General features: G+C 35.8%; 19 protein-coding genes. 4 read left to right on the top strand and 15 right to left on the bottom strand.

Annotation, left to right across the window (positions count from 1 at the left end; translation table 11 throughout):
* Position 1: 1 nt before the first annotated feature.
* Positions 2 to 2,419: a 3-hydroxyacyl-CoA dehydrogenase/enoyl-CoA hydratase family protein gene (locus ACFX5F_RS07535; protein ID WP_379851424.1), complete on the bottom strand. Its 2,418-nt coding sequence runs from the start codon at positions 2,417 to 2,419 to the stop codon at positions 2 to 4.
* A complete protein-coding gene (locus ACFX5F_RS07530) occupies positions 2,416 to 2,907 on the bottom strand; it encodes a MarR family winged helix-turn-helix transcriptional regulator (RefSeq protein ID WP_379851422.1) in 492 nt (163 codons plus the stop codon). The genes ACFX5F_RS07535 and ACFX5F_RS07530 overlap by 4 nt, the downstream gene beginning before the upstream one ends.
* Positions 2,908 to 3,591: 684 nt before the next feature.
* Between ACFX5F_RS07530 and ACFX5F_RS07525 the strand changes: the two genes are divergently transcribed.
* Positions 3,592 to 4,215: a putative polyvalent protein kinase domain-containing protein gene (locus ACFX5F_RS07525; protein ID WP_379851420.1), complete on the top strand. Its 624-nt coding sequence runs from the start codon at positions 3,592 to 3,594 to the stop codon at positions 4,213 to 4,215.
* A 130-nt stretch (positions 4,216 to 4,345) separates the two neighbouring features.
* On the opposite strand, the gene ACFX5F_RS07520 is transcribed toward ACFX5F_RS07525, so the two are convergent.
* Together ACFX5F_RS07520 and ACFX5F_RS07515 are read right to left on the bottom strand one after the other, a co-directional pair.
* Positions 4,346 to 5,398, bottom strand: a complete 1,053-nt coding sequence (locus ACFX5F_RS07520; RefSeq protein ID WP_379851418.1) for a proline iminopeptidase-family hydrolase — start codon at positions 5,396 to 5,398, stop codon at positions 4,346 to 4,348.
* Between the two features lie 23 nt (positions 5,399 to 5,421).
* Entirely contained in the window at positions 5,422 to 7,197 is a 1,776-nt protein-coding gene (locus ACFX5F_RS07515) for an AMP-dependent synthetase/ligase (RefSeq protein ID WP_379851416.1), read from the bottom strand.
* Positions 7,198 to 7,543: 346 nt separating this feature from the next.
* On the opposite strand from ACFX5F_RS07515, the gene ACFX5F_RS07510 reads away from it, so the two are divergent.
* Positions 7,544 to 8,479 (top strand): nuclear transport factor 2-like protein, encoded by a 936-nt coding sequence (locus ACFX5F_RS07510; RefSeq protein WP_379851414.1) that lies wholly within the window; start codon positions 7,544 to 7,546, stop codon positions 8,477 to 8,479.
* 110 nt (positions 8,480 to 8,589) lie between these two features.
* Here ACFX5F_RS07510 and ACFX5F_RS07505 read toward each other — a convergent pair whose 3' ends face one another.
* The 5 genes from ACFX5F_RS07505 to ACFX5F_RS07485 form a co-directional block, all read right to left on the bottom strand.
* A complete protein-coding gene (locus ACFX5F_RS07505; protein ID WP_379851412.1) occupies positions 8,590 to 8,799 on the bottom strand; it encodes a hypothetical protein in 210 nt (69 codons plus the stop codon).
* Between the two features lie 24 nt (positions 8,800 to 8,823).
* Positions 8,824 to 9,030, bottom strand: a complete 207-nt coding sequence (locus ACFX5F_RS07500) for a hypothetical protein (RefSeq protein WP_379851410.1) — start codon at positions 9,028 to 9,030, stop codon at positions 8,824 to 8,826.
* A 150-nt stretch (positions 9,031 to 9,180) separates the two neighbouring features.
* On the bottom strand, positions 9,181 to 9,324 hold the full coding sequence (locus ACFX5F_RS07495; protein ID WP_379851409.1) for a hypothetical protein: 144 nt from the start codon (positions 9,322 to 9,324) through the stop codon (positions 9,181 to 9,183).
* A gap of 79 nt (positions 9,325 to 9,403) precedes the next feature.
* Positions 9,404 to 10,003, bottom strand: a complete 600-nt coding sequence (locus ACFX5F_RS07490; protein ID WP_379851407.1) for an HD domain-containing protein — start codon at positions 10,001 to 10,003, stop codon at positions 9,404 to 9,406.
* 77 nt (positions 10,004 to 10,080) lie between these two features.
* Positions 10,081 to 10,971: a YitT family protein gene (locus ACFX5F_RS07485; protein WP_379851405.1), complete on the bottom strand. Its 891-nt coding sequence runs from the start codon at positions 10,969 to 10,971 to the stop codon at positions 10,081 to 10,083.
* 175 nt (positions 10,972 to 11,146) lie between these two features.
* Between ACFX5F_RS07485 and ACFX5F_RS07480 the strand changes: the two genes are divergently transcribed.
* Together ACFX5F_RS07480 and ACFX5F_RS07475 are read left to right on the top strand one after the other, a co-directional pair.
* A complete protein-coding gene (locus ACFX5F_RS07480; protein WP_379851403.1) occupies positions 11,147 to 11,545 on the top strand; it encodes a hypothetical protein in 399 nt (132 codons plus the stop codon).
* Positions 11,546 to 11,631: 86 nt separating this feature from the next.
* Positions 11,632 to 13,380, top strand: coding sequence for an adenylate/guanylate cyclase domain-containing protein (locus ACFX5F_RS07475; protein ID WP_379851401.1), 1,749 nt, complete (start codon positions 11,632 to 11,634; stop codon positions 13,378 to 13,380).
* 321 nt (positions 13,381 to 13,701) lie between these two features.
* Here the strand turns inward: ACFX5F_RS07475 and ACFX5F_RS07470 are convergent, their stop codons facing one another.
* From ACFX5F_RS07470 to ACFX5F_RS07445, 6 genes are all read right to left on the bottom strand, one after another.
* Positions 13,702 to 14,892, bottom strand: coding sequence for a BaiN/RdsA family NAD(P)/FAD-dependent oxidoreductase (locus ACFX5F_RS07470; protein ID WP_379851399.1), 1,191 nt, complete (start codon positions 14,890 to 14,892; stop codon positions 13,702 to 13,704).
* A 117-nt stretch (positions 14,893 to 15,009) separates the two neighbouring features.
* Positions 15,010 to 15,291, bottom strand: a complete 282-nt coding sequence (locus tag ACFX5F_RS07465) for a DinB family protein (protein ID WP_379851397.1) — start codon at positions 15,289 to 15,291, stop codon at positions 15,010 to 15,012.
* Between the two features lie 30 nt (positions 15,292 to 15,321).
* Positions 15,322 to 15,534, bottom strand: a complete 213-nt coding sequence (locus ACFX5F_RS07460) for a hypothetical protein (RefSeq protein WP_379851395.1) — start codon at positions 15,532 to 15,534, stop codon at positions 15,322 to 15,324.
* A 167-nt stretch (positions 15,535 to 15,701) separates the two neighbouring features.
* Entirely contained in the window at positions 15,702 to 16,544 is an 843-nt protein-coding gene (gene lgt / locus ACFX5F_RS07455; RefSeq protein ID WP_379851393.1) for a prolipoprotein diacylglyceryl transferase, read from the bottom strand.
* Positions 16,545 to 16,763: 219 nt separating this feature from the next.
* Positions 16,764 to 20,438 (bottom strand): phosphoribosylformylglycinamidine synthase, encoded by a 3,675-nt coding sequence (gene purL / locus ACFX5F_RS07450; protein WP_379851391.1) that lies wholly within the window; start codon positions 20,436 to 20,438, stop codon positions 16,764 to 16,766.
* A gap of 111 nt (positions 20,439 to 20,549) precedes the next feature.
* Positions 20,550 to 23,381: an endonuclease gene (locus tag ACFX5F_RS07445; protein ID WP_379851389.1), complete on the bottom strand. Its 2,832-nt coding sequence runs from the start codon at positions 23,379 to 23,381 to the stop codon at positions 20,550 to 20,552.
* Positions 23,382 to 23,601 lie beyond the last annotated feature (220 nt).

Genomic DNA, 23,601 nt, shown 5'->3' with positions numbered 1-23,601 from the left:
TTTAGTTTCTTAGAGGTTTCCCTTTGGTTAACATAAATTGGATTCTCTCCAATGTTTTTCTTTCCGTACACAATGACAAGAAAGCTTCACGTTCCAAATCCAATAAATATTGTTCGGTTACTAAAGTTGGTTCTGATAAATCACCACCAGCCATAACATAAGCTAGTTTGTTAGCGATTTTTTTGTCGTGTTCCGAGATATATTTTCCGGCTTCCATTTGGTCCGTTCCTACTAAGAACATTCCAAGAGCTTGTTTTCCCAGAACTTTCACATCGCTTCTGCGAATCGGTTGCGTGTAACCGGCTTCCGCCATTAATAATGCATGTTTCTTCGCTTCGGCAATTTGACGGTCTTTGTTCACTACAATGATATCTTTCCCTTGTTGTAAAAGTCCAGTATCAAAAGCTTCGTAACCAGAAGTAGACACTTTTGCCATAGCAATAGTCAAGAAATATTCTTGCAATACATTCAACTCCACGTCATTTTTATGGAATAAATCGGATGCACGCAATGCCAATTCTTTCGAACCTCCACCACCTGGAATTACGCCAACACCAAACTCCACTAATCCCATATACGTTTCCGCCGCTGCAACTACTTTATCGGCATGCAAACTCATTTCGCAACCACCTCCAAAAGTCATTCCGTGTGGCGCAACCACTACAGGAATTCCCGAGTAACGTACGCGCATCATTGTGTCTTGGAACATTTTGATGGCCATGTTCAACTCATCATATTCTTGCTCAACCGCCATCATGAAAATCATTCCGATATTAGCTCCAACAGAGAAATTCGCTGCTTGATTTCCAATAACCAGACCTTGATATTCTTTTTCAGATAAGTCGATCGCTTTATTGATAGCGGCCAAAACATCGCCACCAATCGTATTCATTTTAGACTGGAATTCTAAATTCAAAATTCCGTCTCCTAAATCTTGTATAATCGCACCGCTATTGCTCCACACTTTTTTGCTTTCGCGAATGTTGTTCAGTATGATAAATGAATCCTGACCTGGAACTTTAGTTTGCTTCGCCAGTTCGCTATCGCTCGGGTGTGATTTTGTTGGAATATTGTAGGAAAAAGTAGCGCCTTCTTTAATAGAATAAAAACTAGAACTTCCTGAAGCCAACATTTCATTTACCCAAGCAGCTGGTTCAAGACCTTCCGCTTTCATCATATCAATTCCTTTTGCAACACCAATGGCATCCCAGATTTCGAATGGACCATTTTCCCATCCGAAGCCGGCTTTCATAGCATCGTCAATCTTGTATAGTTCGTCTGAGATTTCAGGAATTCTGTTAGAAACATAAGCAAACATTCCTGCAAAACTTTTTCTGTAGAATTCTCCTGCTTTGTCTTTTCCTTTTACCAGAACTTTAAAACGGTTAATTGGTTTATCAATCGTTTTTGTCAGTTCCAAAGTTGCGAAAGAAGCTCTTTTAGCCGGACGGTATTCTAAAGTATTTAAATCCAAAGACAAAATATCCTTGTCTACTTTTTTATAAAAACCTTGACCCGTTTTGCTTCCCAACCATTTGTTTTCCATCATTTTATTTACGAAATCCGGAAGTTTAAACAACTCGTGTTGCTCGTCATTCGGGCAGTTTTCGTAGATTCCGTTGGCAACATGTACCAAAGTATCCAATCCAACTACGTCAACCGTTCTGAAAGTAGCCGATTTTGGACGACCAATAACCGGACCGGTCAATTTATCTACTTCTTCAATTGTAAGTCCCAATTCTTTTACCAAATGAAACAAACTCTGAATCCCGTAAATACCTACTCTATTTCCAATAAATGCAGGAGTATCTTTGGCAACAACCGAAGTTTTACCCAAGAATTTCTCTCCATATATAGTAAGGAAGTCCAATACTTCTGTTGAAGTTTGTGGACCAGGAATGATTTCGAATAATTTTAAATAACGCGCAGGGTTAAAAAAGTGTGTCCCGCAGAAGTGTTTTTGAAAATCTTCGCTTCTTCCTTCACTCATAAAGTGAATTGGAATTCCAGACGTGTTTGAAGTTACCAAAGTTCCCGGTTTTCTGAATTTTTCAATTTGTTCAAAAACTAGTTTCTTGATGTCCAAGCGTTCCACTACAACCTCAATAATCCAATCAACAGCAGCAATTTTTGCCATGTCATCAGTGGTATTTCCAGTTGTGATTCTGCTGGCAAATTTCTGACTGTAAATAGGGGATGGTTTCGATTTTAATGAATTGGCCAAATGCTCATTTACCAATCGGTTTCTAACGATTTTGCTTTCTAAAGTTAGCCCTTTTTTGGCTTCTGCTTCGGCAAGTTCTCTTGGAACGATGTCCAAAAGTAAAACCTCTACACCAATGTTAGCAAAATGACAAGCAATTCCTGAACCCATAATTCCGGATCCTATTACTGCAACTTTTTTAATTGTGCGCTTCATACTTCGTTTATATTTGTTTTTTCGGTTTGCTCCGTCAGTTCACTGACGCTAGCGTGATTAAATATGTTTTTGTCCAGAATTAATTCGTTGATAGTTTCGGCCACTTCAATAAAATGCTGCAGCTTCTCCTCAGAGATATGTTGTTTCACGGTTTCATTAAATTTCAAAACCGTATTCTTAGATAATTCTCTTTTGTCTTTACCAAAATCAGTCAGATAAATCAATACACCACGGCCATCTTCAGGATTTTTCTTTCTTATGATCAATCCCTTTTCCTCCATAGATTTCAAGGTTCTGGTCAGGCTAGTGGCTTCCATTCCCATTTTCGGGCCCAAAGCAGTAGAGGGCGTTCCCCCTTCCTTATCAATACTCAAAAGGGCAAAACCAGTGGCCATGCTCGCATCATATTTTGAAGCTTCTTCATTATACATTCTGGCAACCGCTTGCCAGGTAGCTCGTAGTATGTAATCTATTGTTTTGTCTTTCATAGGGAACTATATCGATTTCAAATATAATAAAAAATACTATGCACGCATAATAAATTAAAATATTTTTTTGTTAAAAAGTACTAAATATAAATAAATACTACTGAATTTGAGCAAATTGAATGGTTTTTTAACGTATTTTTTGGGCGAGCCCCTCCACTATGCTTCGTCGTTCCTCCTCGCAACTCCGGGTCTGGCTGTCCGTTGTATCTTTTATTCCGCAGGCTTCATAAAAGGATGCCACTTCCATCCCTCGCGCAAATCCTGCAGACGAGAAATAATTTCGGTTTGTAGTATAATTGGTGGGATCAATTCTAATATTGGTTGATGAGATGCTTCGTTCGTCAGCATGACAAGATTGTGTATTATTACTACTGTTTAGGGAGGATTGTACTTATAAAGCTAAAACCAAAAAACCACGAACAGCAATTCGTGGTTTTTCCTTTATAATATTTTTTATAAGCCTTTTTAAACTCCCCACTATCAACATCTTTCAAGAACTTGATCACGACCGGGAAATAGTTTTTAGGGTCGTCGTATTGCGAAAGGTGGCTTCCGTTGGGGCAAAACACTCTGCAAATCCTGAAATTCCAAAACGTATCTGGTTGGGAAACCGAGCTTAATATGCACAATAAGTGCGTTGAACAGTAGTAATAAAAATTAGTTATCTTTGCCGTATAAAATTTCATGAAACATGAACTACAAAATATCATTTCAGGAAAGAGCCAAGTTAGGCATGGAAATGCTATCCAAGCAATCGCCCGTTACCTTAGAAGAAGCAAGAGCTCAAGTAGCGAGGCTAAAGAGAGCAAGCAAATCAAAACTGAAGAAGCAAAGAACATAAGACAATTTTGCGACCAAAATAATTTTTGGAACACCGAGATTGATATTACTACTTTTGTTTCCAGCGGTGCAGAGCAAAAGGTTTATCTTCACAATGAGTTTCAGGTTTTTAAACTCAATGATTCTATTTATTATTTAGCGTGGGAGGATTACTTCAATAATCTGCTGTTAAATAATTATTTCTTTCCAGACACAGCGTATCAATTAGTAGGGTTTTATGAATCGGAAGAAGTTTTGTATGCGGTAGTCGAGCAACCTTTTATAAAATCAGATCAAAATACAGTACTAGAAAATGTAAAAAGTTTTTTGGATGAAAATGGGTTTGAAAACACAAGAAATAACGATTACTTTAATCTAGATTTAGGAATCATTCTTGAAGATTTACACGACGAGAACGTACTGACTTTTCAAAATAATTTGTATTTTATCGACACTGTGTTCTATATCACAGAACAATTTTACAAATAATTATTTATTGGTAATTATATTATATTTGGTTCAAGATAGCAGGTTTATTGCTTTGTATTTTTATCATTTTTCATTAAAAACCAAAAAACCACGAACAGCAATTCGTGGTTTTTTGTAATATATATTGTTGTTAAGATTTCTTAAACGTCCCGTTATCCACATCTTTCAAGAACTTGATCACGCCCGAAAAATAGGTTGTAGGGTCATCGTATTGCGAAAGGTGGCTTCCGTTAGGACATAACAAGAAACGTCCGTTTTGAACTTCTTTAGACATCCATTCCATGTGCTTCGGATCCATAGTGTCATATTTGGCACCAATAACCAGTGTGGGAACCTTAATCGTTTTAAGTTTGGCAGTGACATCCCAATTCTTTAAAGAAGCATTTCCTGTAATTCCAAATTCACTTGGCCCTTGCATATACACATACACATTTGAGTTGATGTGTTTGAAAGCTCTGTTTATGGATTCTGGCCATTGATCAACAGGCATTCTTAAAATGTGTTCCGTATAATAGTATTTAAAAAGCAGTTCGGTGTATTTTGGGTTGGTATAATCTTTGTTTTTTTCAAATGTTTTTATTTGATCAAAAACTGCTTTTGGAAGCTTTGGACCTAATACTTCTTCTGCATATTTGTTATAAGCAGGTGCGCTGGCCATCATATTGGAAATAATCAATCCTTTAAGGTTCTTTTGGTATTTCAAAGCATATTCCATCGCTAAGATTCCGCCCCAAGATTGCCCCAAAATATAAAAATTTGAATTGTCACAACCTAATGCTTTTCGAACCTGTTCCACTTCTTCTACAAAGCGTTCGTTTGTCCATAAACTGTTGTCGTTGGGCTGATCGCTGTAATACGAACCCAACTGATCGTAATAAATGTATTCAATACTTTCGTTAGGGAAATACCCATCAAAGGATTCATATAGTTCATGTGTCAATCCCGGTCCGCCATGAATCAACAATACTTTTATTTTTGGATTATTGCCTACGGTTTTTGTCCACACTTTAAAAGTGCCTTTTGGCGTTTTTATCGGAATCATTTTGATACCGCCAGTCAGTTGATCGTCCCGTTTGGAGAAATCTAAATAATTTGCCTTAATCGAATCTTCTTCGTTTTTTTCTTTACAATTAGAAAAAAAGAATACACTTATAACGGAACAAATTAATACTTTTAGTTTCATAACGGGATTGTTTTTATAAAAGGCTAGCTGTATATTTTATTGAATAAATCAATGTATTTTTCCATTACTATTTTTCGTTTTAGTTTTAGAGTTGGAGTCAATTGTCCGCCTTCAATAGACCAAACATCTGGAGTCAATTCAAAACGTTTGATTTTCTCCCAATTCCCAAATTTTTCATTCAAAGTATCAATCTCAGCTTGAATTCGTTCAATTACTTTTTCGTTTGCTATGATTTCTTCATTGCTTTTTCCAATATCTATTCCATGAAGAACAGCCCATTCTTTGACAAATTCGAAATTGGGTTGAATGAAGGCTGCCGGCATTTTCTGTCCGTCACCAATCACCATGATTTGCTCAATGAAACGAGATTGTTTCATCGTATTTTCGATCAGTTGTGGGGCTATATATTTTCCGCCTGAGGTTTTAAACATTTCTTTCTTGCGATCGGTAATTTTCAAGAATCCATCCGCATCAAAAATTCCAATATCCCCAGTATGGAAATAACCGTCGGTGATTACTTCGCTGGTTAATTTTTCATCTTTAAAATAACCCATCATCACATTTGGTCCTTTACAAAGGATTTCGCCGTCTTCAGCAATTATAACTTTTACATTATCAATTACTTTACCCACAGTTCCCACTCTGAAACCTTTGTTTCTCATATCGTTTACGGATATTACGGGAGACGTTTCGGTCAAGCCGTAACCTTCCATAACGGGGATTTCTGCAGCTGCAAAAACTCTGGCTAATCGGGGTTGTAAAGCGGCGCTTCCTGATACCATTAAATCTAAATTCCCTCCTAAACCTTCTTTCCATTTACTGAAAATCAATTTTCGGGCAATTTTAAGTTGCATTTCATACCAAAAACCATTGGCTCCGTATGGTTCGTATTTCAGGCCTAAATCAATAGCCCAAAAGAAAAGATTCTTTTTAATTCCTGTTAGTTCAGTTCCTTTGGCATATATTTTATCATAAACTTTCTCCAGAAGTCTTGGTACAGCAGTAATAACCGTTGGTTTTACTTCTTTAAGATTATCACTGATTTTATCAATAGATTCCCCAAAATATACCGAAACACCATAATATTGGTATAAATATAAAATCATTCTTTCAAAAATATGACAGATAGGAAGGAAACTCAAAGCACGACTTTTCCCTGCTTCAAAAGGAATTCTTTTTGCACTGTCTAAAACATTAGATACAATATTTTTATGCGAAAGCATAACGCCTTTTGGCTTTCCTGTTGTTCCTGAAGTATAAATAATAGTCGCTAAATCTTCTGTTTTAACACTGCTTTTTCGGTATTCAACATCATTTTGATTGCCGGTGTCTACACCAAGAATCAATAACTCGTTCCAGTTTTTACAACCTTCAATCTCATTGAACGAGTATACTTCTTTTAGATTCGGAACTTTATCTCTAATTAAATTTACTTTTCTAAGTACTTCAGCATCCGACACAAAACAATAAATCGCACCCGAATGATTCAATATATATTCGTAATCATCTTCAGAAATTGTTGGGTAAATAGGAACCGTTTGCGCTCCGGTTTGCAAGGCACCAATGTCCATAATATTCCATTCTGTCCTGTTATTTGAGGATATTATGGCAATTTTATCGTCCTTTTGAATGCCCATTCTCAAGAGTGCCCTGGAAACCGCATTAGCTTTGGCTATGTATTCTTGAGTAGAAGTTTTTACCCAAACACCGTTCTGCTTACTTACTAAAGCATCCGGAATGTTAGTGTATTTTTCTTGCTGATAATATGGGAAATCAAAAAGGCGAGTGATAGTTATCATTATAAAATAATTGAATTTTATCGCAAATTAAATAAAAATTAACGATATTTTTTGTTTTTCAAAAATTAAATGGAAAAATTAAACAACGACGCTGATATTCAGCGAAATCGTTTTCTTTAAATAGAAATAATGAAGTGGGTGTTATAAAGAAAAATACCAATAATAGTTCCGATGCAAACTTTAGTGCTAGTGATACTGTGTTTTTTAAAATTACCTGATATCATTTTGCCTGATTATAGTTAGTTCTAATTTAATTACATAAAATTAATTTTTATACTATTGATTGTCAAGCTTTTAAATAAAATTAGCTATATTTATAGTAGTATTAACTAAAAACAATATTAAAATGAAAAAAGCACTACTAATTGTGATGGTGGTTTTTACTTGCATCACTTACGCACAAAAAAAAACGAATGGTACTATTTATGTGGATCATCCTGCAATTAATGTAGTTGAATCGATGACTAAAGCTTTTGTTAGCGGAGATGCTGACAAGGTAGCCAGTTTTTTAGCTGATGATTTCAAATCTTTCAATGGCACTGACATGAATGAAAAAGCAGGAGATAAGGCCTCCTTTTTAAAAAGAGTGAAGTATTGGAAAGATAATATTGATTATCTAAGTATCAAACGTTCGACAGGAGCTTATCCGGATGCATTAGAATATATAGATGATGCTCAAAAAGATGTTGTTTGGGTGCAGACATGGGAAGATGTAAAAGGAATGCATAAAAAAACTGGCGTAAAAATAGATATGCCTTTGCATCAACTATTTGTGGTGAATAAAAACAATAAAATTAAATCAATTACAAAATATAATAACAATAGTATTTTTGATGAAATTGGAAGCAGTTCTGATGAAAGAAAAAACGGTACGATATACAATCATCACGACTATATTAACAAGGTTAGGGCCATGATCTATTCATTTGAAAACAAAGACTATGATAAATCCTATAGTTTTTACGATAAAGAAGCAAAATTTAGAAGTATTAATATGGCTCCAGATGAAAAAAGCATGACCTTGGATCAGATGAAAGATAATGATAAAAAATTAATGGCACAATTTGACATTACAAGTATTGATGTGGTTGGCTACCCTGACTATTTAAACTATGAGATGGGAAATGCAAAAGTGGTGCAATCTTGGTGGAATTTTAATATGACCAGAAAATCAGACAATAAAAAAATTGTAATGCCAATACTTTTTATTGACACTTTCAATGATAAAGGATTGATTGTTGATGAAATTGCTTACTACAGTGAGAAACTCATGGAGAAATAATTATTGCCTATAAAAGAATCATTCTTTGTAAATCATAAAGCCGAAACAAACTGTTTCGGCTTTATGATTTTGTAGCAACGTGACGGGGATATATTCGCCAATTGGCAAAATTATTCTACATAGTCTTTACTTCGATCTCCTAAGATAAACATTTTCTTTTTTTCAAAGTGAATAGAAAAATGCGCGTGTATCCATCCATCGTCAGTTTCACTTCCAGTAGTTGTTTCTTTGTTTTTGTACCAAAGCGTGTAGACCGCATAATTAAAACCTTTTTGGTATTTGGGCGTCCCGTCTTCAAAGCATTCCATACCCCAAATCATAGTTGTTTTTGATAAGTCATCCAGCTAAAAAATCCCGGTTCCATCTGGATTTAATTGCACGATAGGTTCTGCTGCTCCTTCAAATAAATAGGTTCCGGTTATGGGATAATCGACATTTGTAGTTATATAATGGATTCCATTTTTTGTCGTGATTTTATCGATTTTATTTTGGGCATAACTGCCAGTTACAAAGAGTATCAATGCAATAAACGATAGTTTAAGGTCTTTCATTAGTTAGGGGTAGATAGAAGGTTGATAGCCAAATCTAGTTAATTGCAGCTTTTTGAGCAAATAATATGCTATAAATATCATACAACAATTTTAATGCTCGAAATTACTTGGGTCGCTTGTCAACTCCAGCGTGGTAGGGATTAGTAAAATTCATGCCACCGGATCATTTCCATCATCATATTCTGAAACTGTAGCGGGATGTATTCGCATCAATCGCTCGAGCACCTCCTGATTTACATCAAGCTGTTCAGGATCATTTTTGACAGCGAAAACTTCGTCAGCCAATTGTAACATTCATTCAAAATTGCTTTTATACATGTATTAAAAATAAAAATTCAGCCATTGCTTAATTTACTAAAAACTAGGTCAATATTTACAATCTTTCTAAATTCTTGGTTTGTTTAATAAGTTGATTAAGGTTCTTCATTTTTCCCTCAGTTCTACTGTGAATGCAGTAGGCAGTATGATAAAAGTGCGATTGCAGAAAATTTATTTGTATTTCGTTCCATTCCTCCAAGCTGAGATTTGGATTGTAGTGTTTCAATTCCAAGTATAGTTTGTTCCCAATGTGCTCAAAATTATCCGTTCCAAGATATTCGAGATCGGCATCTGCAAGAATACATTCTAGTTTGGTTTTTGGTTTTTGAGGTATTATAGTGGCTCTGATCATGCCAGAAATGATTTCGATTTCTTTTTTGGTGTATCCAAAATCTGGTAATTTTTTTTCAGCCAGTCGAATACCTTCTTCTTCATGTCCCTCAGTACCAGTGTTGATAAATCCAGCATCATGAAACAGTGCCGCAGTTTTTAGTAGTAGTATGTCAGCTTCATTTATATGTTCTTGCTGAGCAATATATTCTGCTATTTTTACCACATGTTGCGTATGTTTCCAATGGTGATAAATTAGAAATGGTGACAATCTGGATTTTAAACAATCCAAGACATTCATAGACAATGCATTCCAGTTTTTCATATAAATATTATTGGTTTTTTAGGATAGGGCATTAGTACTCACTTTCTTCATTGAATCTCCTATCATAATTATTTCATTTAAGAATGTTTTTGCTTATTTCTTAGAATTCCTCCACTCGCTTCTTTAATGTATTGAATAAACATAAAAGCTTTAGGGTCTAATTTTCTTATTTCATCTTTGATTCTAAGTAATTCAAGTCGGGTCACTACCGTGACAATGATATCGCAGTCCGTTTTCATATCGAAAGTATCAGGTAAATAGCCGCGCTCGCCTTTAATTACTGTAATTCCTTTTCCGAATTTTTTTACGATTAGAGCCTTGATGTCGTCACTTTTGGATGAAATGATATTTAAGGAAGTGTATTGTTCTAAACCGTGGGCGATATAATCAAGTGATTTTATGGCCGAAAAATAAGTAACTATCGAATATAATGCAGTCGCAATTCCAAAATACCACGCAGCAGCCAGAAATAATAAGGTGTTCATAGCAAAAATGACTTCTGACACATTAAGCCCAATTTTTCGGGTAGTTAATAAGGCAAGAATTTCCACACCATCAGCGGTTGAACCACTTCGAATACACAAGCCCATTCCGATACCTATAAGGCAACCACCAAACAAGGCAATTAAAAGGCGATCTGTAGTAACGGCATCGATATGTATAAAGGTCATAGCGGCTGCTATCAATAAAAAAGTGATCAAACTTTGTATGGCAAATGTTTTACCCAGTAACCGTTTTCCTAAAAACAAGAACGGTAAGTTTAAGCTGAGCACCAGAATTCCAAAAGGCAAATGGGTGATTTCATGCATAAGTATGGAAATACCTATAATCCCTCCGTCCAAAAATTTATTGGGTATCATAAACCCTTTTAATGCCAATGTAATAAATGCGACACCCACTAAATTTAAAACAATATTTTTAGGATGAAATATTTCCTTCCAGTCAATAGGTTGATGTTCAATATTCATAAGGATGAATTTGGATTAAAATCCTTTAAATATACTACTTTATTTTGATAAATATTGATTATATTTACCTTATAATTAGCATGTTACATTCGATTTCGATTCATTGGTTTCCCCAGCCATTTTTAAATTAATAGTTTTCTAAATTAGATTTTATTAACCTTTAAATATATCAATTATGGCAGATGTAATCGTCACTCTAAATGTTGACAAAAGTCAAATTTCCGTACAAAATGTTGATCCATTTTGTAATTTTGGACAAGGTCCAGGGATTACTAATGAAGATTTTTTAACTAGGGTAAATGCTGGCGATACCGTAATCTGGCAAGGTGTGTCCAGCGTAACACCGCTAGATACGGTCAATATTACCAATATAAATCATAGTGGCGGTAATAGTGTTTTTAGTCACGATAATTTATCTGGAAATGGGCAGCATCCGGAAAAAGTTTCCGGCGCTGTTCGAAACAACGCCCGTGGGGAAACAGAAAAATATACCATAATGTTTAACGTTTTCAATAATGGCATTAGACGACCGGGTATTTTTAGCATTGATCCGAAATTAGCGATAAATCCATAATGGAACTACCCTTTTTTAAATATTATTTTTCAGTTTCCCTTTGTGTATTTTTTTTTCATTTAAGTATTTCAGCCCAAGAGCAAAAAGTGGCAGATAGCCTAGTGAAAATTTATCAGGAAGGGAATCTTGATAATTCTGAAAAATTAGAATTACTTAGGAATTTATCTTTTAATGAAGTGAATAATCTCAAATTATCCTTAAAATACGCAGAAGAACTTATCGCACTTTCCAAATTAGAAAAAAACTATTTATATCTGCATCGTGGCTATTTTCAAAAAGGGAATAAACTCAGACTCTTGGGAGATTTAAATAAATCGCTGGATGCTTTTTTCAAAAGTGAAGAGGCAGCAACTAAAGCAAAATACAATATAGGACAAGGGACCGCATATTCTTCAATCGCGGATGTATATTCAGTAATGGGAAATTCTAAAAATGCCCAAATATACTACGACAAAGCAATCAAATTATTAAGAAAAACAGACAATTCAATTGGTTTAGCGTCAGCTTTACTCAACGCAGGCGACGAATATTCAAAAAACAAGAAATATGATTTAGCTTTACGTTATTTTAAAGAATCAGGAGAAATTTTCAAAAAGGCTGATTATTTAAGTGGTACAGCTTATAACTTGGGAAATATAGGAATGGTATACGCAGAGCAGGGAAAGGATGTATTGGCAAAGAATTATATTAGTCAATCCATAAAAATGCTGGAAGAACTAAAGGATTACTATGCAATTTCAGATTATCTGACCTACATGTCAGATATTTATTTAAAACAGAATGATTGGACTACAGCACTCAATTATGCGCAAAGAAGTCTAGAACTAGCCCAAAGATATGGGTTGAAAGATCAAATCAGTAACTCAAATCTCAAACTTTCTGAGCTCTATCAAAAAGCCGGTAATACTACTGAATCCTTTAAATATTATAAAAATCATATTGCTTATAGGGATAGTGTTACTAATCTCAAATCTGTTCAGCAAATGGCTGATTTGCGAACGGATTATGAAGTTTCCCAGAAACAGTCTGAAGTCGATTTGCTAAACCAGGGAAAGAAAAACCGGCAGATTATGGCAATTTCATCTGCTGTTTCATCTGCACTTGTTTTTTTATTGGCCTTCGGAATGTACAGACGCTATAAATTCATAAAGAAAACTAATGTTATTATTGAAGAAGAAAAGAATCGGTCAGACCACTTATTGCTTAATATTCTTCCTGAGGAAACAGCGCATGAGTTAAAACAAAATGGGAAAGTACTAGCCAAAAAGTTCGAATCGGTTACCGTATTATTTACTGATTTCGAAGGATTTACACATTATGCGGAAAAGTTATCACCAGAGAAATTGGTAGAAAGTGTTGACTATTATTTTTCGAAATTTGATGAAATTATGGCGAAATATGATTTAGAAAAAATAAAAACGGTCGGGGATTGTTATATGTGTGCAGGAGGATTACCTTTTCCAACAGACGATCATGCTTTTAAAATGATTCATGCCGCTTTTGAAATTGCCCAATTTGTTACGGATTCAAAAAATAATAATCCACTAAATCATACCCGTTTTGAAATTCGCATCGGGATTAATTCCGGGCCGGTAGTGGCGGGAGTAGTTGGGACGAAAAAATTTGCCTATGACATTTGGGGCGACACAGTAAACATAGCTTCCCGCATGGAATCTAATTCAGAGCCAGGCAAAATAAATATATCTCAAAATACCTATGAGTTGATTAAAGAGACCTTTAATTGTGATTATAGAGGAGAAATTGAAGTGAAAAATAGAGGAATGATGAAAATGTACTTCGTAAATGATTATATAAATCGATGTGAGCTAACTTAAAATAATTTACTTATTATTACAAGTCTTCAAAAAACTGTAAATTTTGAAAATTAATTGAAAAACTATGTAAAAGCCCAAAACGGGAGATAACCTATCTTTGTAATATTATAAATTCTGTTTAGTAGTAGTGTTACTAGTTTGATAGGTTGGCGAAATGGCATCAAATACATAGAGGTTTTCCAACCTTCCGTCTATGACCAACGAAATGGTACACGAGTTTGATACCCATTGATTAGTTTATAAAACCGTATTTCTAAACAGAATTATTTTTATGAGACTCAAAATTAATGAAATATAAAGCTACCTGAATCAACCAAACTATTAAGAAATAACATTCAGGTGACGTGCAAGATAAACACCCATACTAAAGCAAGATTGAAGAAGATAGCCGCCAGTAGGTGCATCCAGATCAATCATTTCCCCAATGCAATAGTTATTCTTCATCTTTTTTAATTCAAAATTTTCATCCAAGGCATTCAACTGAATCCCTCCAGTGGTGGATATGGCTTCGTCCAATAGGGCAGAACCTGTGATTTCAATACGGAGCTTTTTGATTCTTTGTGCCAAAAGTTCCGTATTCAGGTAGGTTTCTTTTGAAAGATAGGTTTTCAAAAGCCCAATTTGTGCAGGACTCATTTTAAGCTCTTTTTGTAATTTTTCACTTGTCTTTTTTAAGTTTGATTTTTTGATCTTTTGATGCAAATCATCCTGACTTAATGTTGGTTTTAGATCTAAGAAAATGCTAGCCTTTTGCTGACTATTAAGCTCCTCCCGGATTTGCGGGCTGATTGCATAAATGGCATTGCCTTCTAAACCAAAACGCGTAATCACCACTTCGCCTTTTTGAGTTTTATCGCCACAGCTAATGGCTATATTTTTAAGCGGATTTCCTTCATATAAATCGATGAAATCATCACGCCAGTTTACACCATAAGCACAATTTGAGGCTTTAAAAGGAACGACATCTATTCCTTTTTTTTTGAATAAATTAAGCCAGGTTCCATCGGAGCCAGTTACTTTCCAGCTGCCTCCGCCCAGGGCAAAAATGACATAATCCGATTTGATTTCTATATTATCATTGAAAACAAGATCTTGGTTGCTATTCCAGCCCGTCCAAATATATTGATATTGAATGGCGACTCTTCGCTTTTTGAGCACATCAAGAATAGCGTTAAGCACTGCAATAGGTTTAATTCCGCTTTCCGGATATACACGTTTACTACTGCCGATGTACGTCGGGATTCCCATGAGATCAATCCATTTTTGAAAATCTTGGTTGTCAAAATTGAGTAGGGATTCCTTTAAAAAATGGGATGGAGTGTAGCGTTCTATAAATTGCGCAATTGGTTCAGAATGGGTAAGGTTAAATCCGCCTTTTCCAGCCACAAGAAACTTTCTTCCAAGCGTTTTGTTTTTCTCGTAAATGGTAACATTAAATTGCTGCGGATCGAGAAATGCGGCAAGCAAAAGTGCTGCAGGTCCTCCTCCAATAATTGAAACTGATTTCTTCACCCTGCAAAAATACGCTATGTATAAGGATTAAACGGGTTATAGGATTTTTATTAATTATTGCATACCAAAATGCAGTACCCGAAATCTCAAATCTGGTGATACCGCTGTTGCAGTAGTTTATTTTTTTGCGTTTTTTGTTTTAACTATTTCTGAAATTTTTGCCAAATGATGATCATCATGTTCCGCTACAAATAAAAATAAGTCCATTGTTCGCATTGGAGTTTTAAGCCTTGGATGAAGAGCGGATTTAAAAACGGTTTGTTCATCAATATTTTCAAGTAACATAATAGTTTGATATCTTACTTTTCTGAAAGTATCAAGGAGTTCTTCAATTGGCGTGTCATTATGGTTCGCCAAGTCAGTTTTACTATTTTGTAAGTCAGCAGGGCGTAATTCCAATTGCCCGTTTTTTATATCTTCAAATCTACCTTACCAAAGCGGTTCAAGGTCAATTAGGTGTCCTACATTTTCTTTTATTGACCATGTATTATTAATTTTGTACGTCAGTATAGTTGGTTGGATTGATTTAAATTTTTCTTCAACTCGCAATGGAGTTCCTAAAAGTCGTTCCAGAATTGAAGGGAAAATATTTTGATTCGTATCAAAATTGAAATTTCTGTCAAACCATTTTATCTGTTCCATATTTTCTGTTTTTTTGATTTGAGAATATTTTTAAATTTTTCGCTAACGTTTGGCCGCTTGGCGATGTGGCGGATTATGAAAGCCTAAACTTTCGGTTAATGACTACTTTTCCAAGTACAAAACCAACTTCAAATTAAGCCTAAACCCGCCATATTGCCAAACGGCGCTTAGTGGCTGGTTTTATATTCAGTTTCGTTTTTTATTAAATTTTTCCCCATAAAATATATTCCGATTATAATAAATGGAATACTCAAAATTTGTCCCATATTTAATTTCATTCCTTCTTCAAATTCCACTTGATTTATTTTTACAAACTCTATTAAAATTCTCATAGTAAAAATTAAAGTTATTGCCAAACCAAACAAAAATCCATTTCCTAACTTTATGTTTTTGGTTTTGTAAACTGTAAAAATTATAATGAAAATTATTAAATAAGCGATTGCTTCATAAAGTTGCGCTGGATGTCTTGGTATATTGTCAACTTTTCTAAAAATAAACGCCCAAGGCATTGTAGTCGGATTACCAATCATTTCCGAGTTCATTAAATTAGCAAGTCTAATAAATGTTGCTCCAAGTGGTGCAACGATTGCAATTAAATCAAGTATTTTAAGATATTTTATTTTATATTTTTTTGAATATAAATAAAGTGAAATAAATAGTCCAATTGTTCCTCCGTGGCTTGCTAATCCGCTATAACCAATAAATTTTACTTCTCCAATTTGATTTATTTTTATTGGTAAAAACATTTCTAAAATATTTTCCGAATAATATTCAAAGTCATAAAATAAACAATGTCCAAGTCTTGCCCCAACAAAAATTCCAATTATTCCATATACAAACAACGCTTCGTGTGCATTATCTTTTAAGTTTTCTTTTTTATAAATTCCTTTTAGAATATAAGTACTTAAAAGTAAACCACAACCAAATAGAAGTCCGTAATATTTTAATGGAAACCCAAAAATGTTAATTATTTCAGAGTCAAAATCCCAATTTATGTATAATGCAATCATATTTTTATTAATTTCTATTTTCTGCGGTTTTTTTGGCAAACTAGCCATTAACTTGTATATACTCGCTACAAAGTTGCGACTATACACCCATAATTGGGTAAATTGTCTCAAATGTAGAAATAATATTTTTATTACAAATCATCAAAATCATTTTAAATTAACTCCCATAAAAAAAGCGCTCCTTTTCAGGAACGCTTTCAATATAATAAATCAAAAAAGTTATTTTTTATTCATCCATTTTCTGGCATTGACAAAAGCTTCATGCCAAGGCGAAACTTCATCGTCTCTATCTTTTGGGTAATGCGGCCAGTTCCATTGAAAAGTAGAACGTTCAATGTGTGGCATCATTACTAAGTGACGGCCTGTTTTATCGCAAAGCATCGCAACATCAAAATGAGAGCCGTTTGGATTAGCAGGATAGCCTTCGTAGGCATATTTAGAAACAATATTATAATTTTCTTCGCCCATTGGTAAGTTGAATTTTCCTTCTCCGTGCGAAACCCAAACGCCTAACGTAGCACCAGCCAAACTGGATAACATCACTGAATTATTTTCCTGAACCGTAACCGAAGTAAAAATACTTTCATGTTTTTGACTTTCGTTATGCAACATTTTTCCGTGTACTTCATGCTCCGGATTGATCACTTCGAGTTCCATAAACAGTTGGCAACCGTTACAAATTCCAACTGACAACGTATCTTCGCGTTTGAAGAAATTGTCTAAAGCCGTTTTTGCTTTTTCGTTGTATAAAAATGCTCCTGCCCAACCTTTGGCTGAACCCAATACATCCGAATTTGAGAATCCTCCCACAGCACCAATGAACTTAATGTCTTCCAAAGTTTCACGCCCTGAAATCAAATCTGTCATGTGAACGTCTTTGACATCAAAACCGGCCAAGTACATCGCATTCGCCATTTCACGTTCCGAATTACTTCCTTTTTCACGGATAATTGCCGCTTTTGGTCGTGGTTGAGAAGAGTCGATTACGGGTTTTTTTCCTGCAAAATGAGTTGGGAAAGTATACTGTAAGGCTTGATTTTTATAATTGTCGAAACGCTGTTGTGCTGTTCCGTTCTTTGATTGTTTTTGGTCTAATAAAAACGAAGTTTTAAACCAAATATCTCTGTATTTAGGTATGTCTAATTTGCAAGGACCAAAGTCTAAAGTCGCTTCACTAGTTGCAGTTCCTAATTTGTAGAAACTAACTCCGTTTTGGTTTAACTTGCTTTCTAAAGTGGCATCGATTTTAGCTTGAAAAACAATTCCAATGTTCTCTGCAAAAAGATATTTGATGATGTCTTTTTCTTCAAAAACAGAGAAATCTATTTTTGCTCCCAAATTCACATCAGCAAAACACATTTCCAATAAAGTCGTGATCAAGCCACCACTTCCAATGTCGTGTCCTGCAAGAATGTTATCTTCCAAGATTAATTCCTGAATGGTATTGAACGCTTTTTTGAAGAAAGCCGCGTCTTTTATTGTTGGCGTTTCGGTTCCAATTTTGTTCAGAACTTGTGCAAAAGATGAACCTCCTAATTTATATTCGTCTTGCGACAAATTGATATAATAAATAGAACCGCCGTCTCTTTGTAAAACAGGTTCCACTACTTTTCTGATATCCGTACAGTTTCCACCTGCCGAAATAATTACCGTTCCCGGCGCAATCACTTCGTCATTCGGGTATTTTTGCTTCATGGAAAGCGAATCTTTTCCAGTTGGAATATTGATTCCTAGTTCGATTGCAAAATCGGAACAACCTTCAACAGCAGCATACAAACGAGCGTCTTCACCTTCGTTTTTACATGCCCACATCCAGTTGGCTGAAAGTGAAATACCTTTCAATCCGTCTTTAATTGGTGCCCAAACAATATTCGATAATGATTCGGCAATCGCATTTCTGCTTCCTGCCACAGGATCAATCAAAGCCGAAATAGGAGCGTGGCCTATTGAAGTCGCAATTCCTTCTTTTCCTAAATAATCCAACGCCATCACACCACAATTGTTCAATGGCAATTGCAAGGGTCCCGCACATTGTTGCTTGGCCACTTTTCCGCCTACACAACGATCGACTTTATTCGTCAACCAGTCTTTACAGGCAACCGCTTCTAATTGAAGTACTTGCTCTAAATAAGTGGCGATATTTTTTGTAGAATATTCTAAACCGGCATAGTTGTATTCGATAGTTTTATCGGTCATCACTACTTTTGGAGAACTTCCAAAAAAGTCTTCCAAAGCAAAATCCATTGGTTTGGCACCGGTAGTTTTTGATTCGAAAGTAAAACGATGATCGCCGGTCACTTCTCCCACCTGATACATTGGAGAACGTTCCCGATCAGCAATTTTTTGAAGTAAATCGATATTTTCTTTGCCAATAACTAATCCCATTCTTTCCTGAGATTCGTTACCGATGATTTCTTTTGCAGAAAGCGTAGGATCGCCCACAGGCAATTTGTCTAAATCAATTAAACCTCCAGTTTCTTCCACTAATTCCGAAAGACAGTTTAAGTGTCCTCCAGCGCCGTGATCGTGAATGGAAACAATTGGATTATTATCACTTTCTACCAAACCACGAATGGCATTGGCAGCACGTTTTTGCATTTCCGGGTTCGAACGTTGTATGGCGTTCAATTCAATTCCTGAACCAAAAGCGCCAGTGTCTGCTGAGGAAACCGCAGCGCCACCCATCCCGATTCTATAATTTTCACCACCCAAAATAACGATTTTATCGCCTTCTTGTGGTTTGTGTTTTATCGCTTGGTCTAATTTTCCGTACCCAATTCCACCGGCTTGCATGATTACTTTATCGTAACCTAATTTTCTAGCTTGTGCTGATCCTGTCGAAGCGTTTTCTTGGTGTTCGAAAGTAAGTACAGAACCTGTAATTAAAGGCTGCCCGAATTTGTTTCCAAAATCAGAAGCTCCATTAGAGGCTTTAATCAAAATATCCATTGGTGTTTGATACAGCCATTTTCTTTCTGAAACTGCATTTTCCCATGCTCTGTTTTCTTCCAAACGAGAATATGAAGTCATGTAAACTGCCGTTCCTGCTAATGGCAACGAACCTTGTCCACCAGCCAAACGGTCGCGAATTTCTCCTCCTGAACCTGTTGCAGCTCCGTTGAAAGGCTCTACGGTTGTTGGGAAATTGTGCGTTTCGGCCTTTAATGAAATAACCGAATCAAAATCTTTTGTTTCGTAGAAATCCGGTTTGTCAGCGCTTTTTGGAGCAAACTGCTGCACTCTCGGTCCTCTTACAAAAGCCACATTGTCTTTGTAAGCCGAAACAATATCATTAGGGTTTTCCTGAGACGTTTTCTTAATCATCTTGAATAAAGAAGACTCTTTCTCTTCGCCGTCAATTATAAATTTTCCGTTGAAAATCTTGTGACGACAGTGTTCTGAGTTGGCTTGCGAGAAACCGAAAATTTCGGAATCCGTTAGTTTTCGTCCTAATTTGATGGCTAAATTATCTAAATAATCTACTTCATCAGGACTTAAAGACAATCCTTCTTTTTTGTTGTAAGCGGCAATATCATCGATGTCCAAAATTGCTTCCGGAAGTACGTTGATAGTAAAAATATCTTGATTTAGCTCGGTGTATTTTTGCGAAAGCATTGGGTCAAAATCAGAGAAATCGGCAGTAGCTTTGTGAAATTCTTCGATTCGAATGATTCCCGCAATCCCCATGTTTTGGGTAATTTCTACAGCGTTCGTGCTCCAAGGCGTAACCATAGTGGCACGAGGACCAACAAAAAAACCCGTCAGTACGGATTTTTCTATTTTATTTGAGTCGGCAAAAAGCCAATTTAATTTTGAAATGTCTTGAGCTGAAATTTCGTTTTGCGTCTGTACTGCAAAAACAGTTTTGCTTTGGTTTTCAAAGAAATGGATCATTGTTGTATAGTTTGTTGTATTGCGGTGCAAATTTAGTCAATTAAGATTAAATTTGGAACAAAAAAAAGCGGCAATTTTGCCGCTTTCTAATTATGGATTCTTTAACAAAAACTAGTTAATAATCAGTTTCTTAATCAAGGATTTTGAGTCATCCGTTATTTTTACCAGATACACTCCTTTGTTAAGGTTCGTTACAGATAAGGCTGAGCCGTCTGCGTTCTTAATTTCAAAAACCTTTTGACCTAGGACATTAAAAATTTCAATTGAAAAGGCTTTATTCGAATTGTCTATTGAAAAGTTCCCATTAGACGGATTTGGATACATTTTAAAATCGCTAAGATCTACAATTGCTGTCGTTTTAGTTGATTTTGTAGCAATACGACTTCCTAAATTACTACAAGTGTCAACGGCATACGAATCCCATTGCGCAGTGATACTGAATGTTGTAGTTGGAGATGTTACAGTTGATTTTCTTCTTAAAGTTACATCAATTGCAAAGTCTGCCGCTCCTCCATTAAAAGTTCCAATGATATCGATTAGTACTCCGTTTTTAAATAAACCTACAGCATCATTTCCATTAAAAGCCATTTCAGCAGCTGATGTAGAAAGATTTGCTGAACCTGTAGAATAACAACCTAGAGCAATCAAACTGTTTACAATCGTGAATTTACTTCCGTTGTTTAAAGTTCCTGCAAGGGCTAGTCCTGTACTCCACGCTCCGGCACCATTTGTTTGTTTTTTAATACTGTAAATAGACATGTTAACGGCAGTTCCTGTTGCATTCGAAATTTCCAATGCTTTGTTATTGGAAGAACCCTCAATATATTCAGAAAACAATAAATCGGTCGCAGTTGAACCACCTGCAGCTGTAGTAATACTCGCTACATTACTTGATGCAGAAACATTTCCGGCGGCATCTTTAGCTTTTACAGAAAAAGTATAGGCTGTTGAAGCAGTCAATCCCGTTACAGCATAAGTAGTTGCGGTTACAGTAGCTTTCAAAGTAGCACCTTGGTAAACATCATAGGCAGTTACTCCCACATTATCCGTTGAAGCTGTCCAAGATAAATTGGTAGCGGTCGCGGTAGTTCCAGAAGCTGTTAATGAAGTTGGAGCTGTTGGAGCAGTCGTATCAGTCGTTGCTGCAATAATGGTTACAGAATAATCTTCTACTTGTCCATAAGGAATCGCTTCACAAGCTGTTGGAATTGCATTGTATTTCAAAGAAACTCTCATTCTGGTTGTTCCTAAAGTTGCCGTTGTTGGTATAGTGATAGCACCTGAGACTGGAGTCGTTGTAGAGGCTGCTTTAGACCAAACTAATTCTCCAGCATCTGTAAATAGACCGTTTTGGTTGTAATCAATCCAAACTGCATATCCTTCACTATATACCGTACTCGTCCAAATAGGTGTAATGGTGATTGTATAAGCTGTTCCACGTGCCGTATTTGCAGTTAATGAAGCGAAATTTTCATACCCAACCGTTCCAACAGATGAATTGTTTATGGTTCCAAAAACAACTTTACTGATTTTTTCATCTGCAGTACTGTTTCCTGAAGAAGCACAATATGTTGTCGCAGCCGCTGAAGTCGTTACACTAACTACATTGCTTGAAGCCGATATATTTCCGGCAGCATCTTTTGCTTTTATTGAAAAAGTATAAGCTGTGGCAGCTGTTAAACCTGTCACGGAATAAGTTGTGCCTGTTGCCGTTGCTTTTAGGGTTGCTCCTTGGTACACGTCATACCCGGTAACACCAGTATTATCGGTAGAGGCAGTCCAACTTAAATTGGTTGCAGTGTCCGTAGTTCCGGAAGCTATTAATGAAGTTGGTGCTGTTGGCGCTACGGTGTCAGTCGCGCCAGTAGTTGTAGCGTTAGCTGTATTGCTTGCAACAGATGTATTTGCGGCAGCATCTTTGGCTTTTACATAAAAAGAATAAGCCGTTGATGCTGTAAGTCCAGTGATTGTTGTAGATAATCCCGTTACAGTTGCTTTTAATGCATTATTCATGTACACATCATATCCTGTTACCCCAATGTTATCGGTTGCGGCTAACCAGCTTAATGAAACTGAATTTGATGTTGAAGCCGTTACCGCTAAACTTGTCGGAGCAGTTGGTGCTTGAGAGTCGGCTGTTGGATTCCAAATCGCTTGTACATATTCAGGATGATCTATGTAAGGATTTCTATTGCTTTGTGTACCGTAAATAGCATTGTTACGAGCAATTTCTCGCGCATTTACTGGGTCTTGCGTATTCCAGGCTAAAAGCATGTTTAAAAAAGCAGTTGTAAATACCTGATTGCTTGTTCCGTTAAACATAGGAAAAGTATAACCTGAAACCGTAGTTTCATAACGTGTTGCAAAATAAAAGTACATTCTGGCAATGTCACCTTTAAATTCATCAATTGGTTCGAAAACTGTACCTGTATAACCTGATACGGCACTTGATCCAAGTTTACTGCCATTCAAAGAAGTCCAAGTCGCTGATGCAACCATTCCGTGAGGATAATTAGATCTTTGACCGTTTACTTTTCCATCTGTCGGTGTTATAAAATGGGCATCAGAAACCATCGGTGCTGCAGATCCAAAACTAGATTGAGGAATGATATGCTCTCTATTGTAGCAATCTCCTTCAACACTATAAGTTCCGCATCTTTGTGTTGTTCCCAGAGAATAATTATAAGGATCAGTTCCAGCAGGTTTTTCAGAGTACATATCTAAAACGGAACCGTCATTTTCATAAAAATTATCAACATCCGAAGTTTGATAGGTAGTATATAAACCAGCATATCCATTGTCAACGTGACCTTTAATAATGTTATATAATTGGGTTTTCAAGGTGTACCCCGTTCCGGTGGCAGTAGAATAATAGCCCGTTGGTATTTGAGCAATGCTCGCCGTACAGAACATTAGTACTAATAATGAGTAGATTTTTTTCATCGTTTAAAAAATGGGTTTTGGTTAAAATTTGTTGATGCCAAAACTAAGACTTTAAAAGCGACACCATATTAAGAAATTATTAACATAATTATCAATTTCGTAAATTTAGGTAGAATAATTATCGAAATGGTGTGGATATACTACTAAATCAGGTAGTAAATCTTTATTTTTTTGTTGAAAAGTTCTATGAATTGTGATTTAACATTGCATAAATACTATT

Source organism: Flavobacterium zhoui (assembly GCF_042787235.1).
GTDB classification, from domain to species: domain Bacteria; phylum Bacteroidota; class Bacteroidia; order Flavobacteriales; family Flavobacteriaceae; genus Flavobacterium; species Flavobacterium zhoui.
The sequence above is the reverse complement of the archived record's forward strand: the minus strand, read 5'-3'. Positions and strand labels throughout refer to the sequence as shown.

Coding starts and splice junctions, on each gene's coding strand:
- ACFX5F_RS07535 (WP_379851424.1), bottom strand. CDS start 2,419: ATGAAGCGCACAATTAAAAAAGTTGCAGTAATAGGATCCGGAATTATG.
- ACFX5F_RS07530 (WP_379851422.1), bottom strand. CDS start 2,907: ATGAAAGACAAAACAATAGATTACATACTACGAGCTACCTGGCAAGCG.
- ACFX5F_RS07525 (WP_379851420.1), top strand. CDS start 3,592: ATGAAACATGAACTACAAAATATCATTTCAGGAAAGAGCCAAGTTAGG.
- ACFX5F_RS07520 (WP_379851418.1), bottom strand. CDS start 5,398: ATGAAACTAAAAGTATTAATTTGTTCCGTTATAAGTGTATTCTTTTTT.
- ACFX5F_RS07515 (WP_379851416.1), bottom strand. CDS start 7,197: ATGATAACTATCACTCGCCTTTTTGATTTCCCATATTATCAGCAAGAA.
- ACFX5F_RS07510 (WP_379851414.1), top strand. CDS start 7,544: ATGAAAAAAGCACTACTAATTGTGATGGTGGTTTTTACTTGCATCACT.
- ACFX5F_RS07505 (WP_379851412.1), bottom strand. CDS start 8,799: ATGATTTGGGGTATGGAATGCTTTGAAGACGGGACGCCCAAATACCAA.
- ACFX5F_RS07500 (WP_379851410.1), bottom strand. CDS start 9,030: ATGAAAGACCTTAAACTATCGTTTATTGCATTGATACTCTTTGTAACT.
- ACFX5F_RS07495 (WP_379851409.1), bottom strand. CDS start 9,324: ATGTTACAATTGGCTGACGAAGTTTTCGCTGTCAAAAATGATCCTGAA.
- ACFX5F_RS07490 (WP_379851407.1), bottom strand. CDS start 10,003: ATGAAAAACTGGAATGCATTGTCTATGAATGTCTTGGATTGTTTAAAA.
- ACFX5F_RS07485 (WP_379851405.1), bottom strand. CDS start 10,971: ATGAATATTGAACATCAACCTATTGACTGGAAGGAAATATTTCATCCT.
- ACFX5F_RS07480 (WP_379851403.1), top strand. CDS start 11,147: ATGGCAGATGTAATCGTCACTCTAAATGTTGACAAAAGTCAAATTTCC.
- ACFX5F_RS07460 (WP_379851395.1), bottom strand. CDS start 15,534: ATGGAACAGATAAAATGGTTTGACAGAAATTTCAATTTTGATACGAAT.
- lgt (WP_379851393.1), bottom strand. CDS start 16,544: ATGATTGCATTATACATAAATTGGGATTTTGACTCTGAAATAATTAAC.
- purL (WP_379851391.1), bottom strand. CDS start 20,438: ATGATCCATTTCTTTGAAAACCAAAGCAAAACTGTTTTTGCAGTACAG.
- ACFX5F_RS07445 (WP_379851389.1), bottom strand. CDS start 23,381: ATGAAAAAAATCTACTCATTATTAGTACTAATGTTCTGTACGGCGAGC.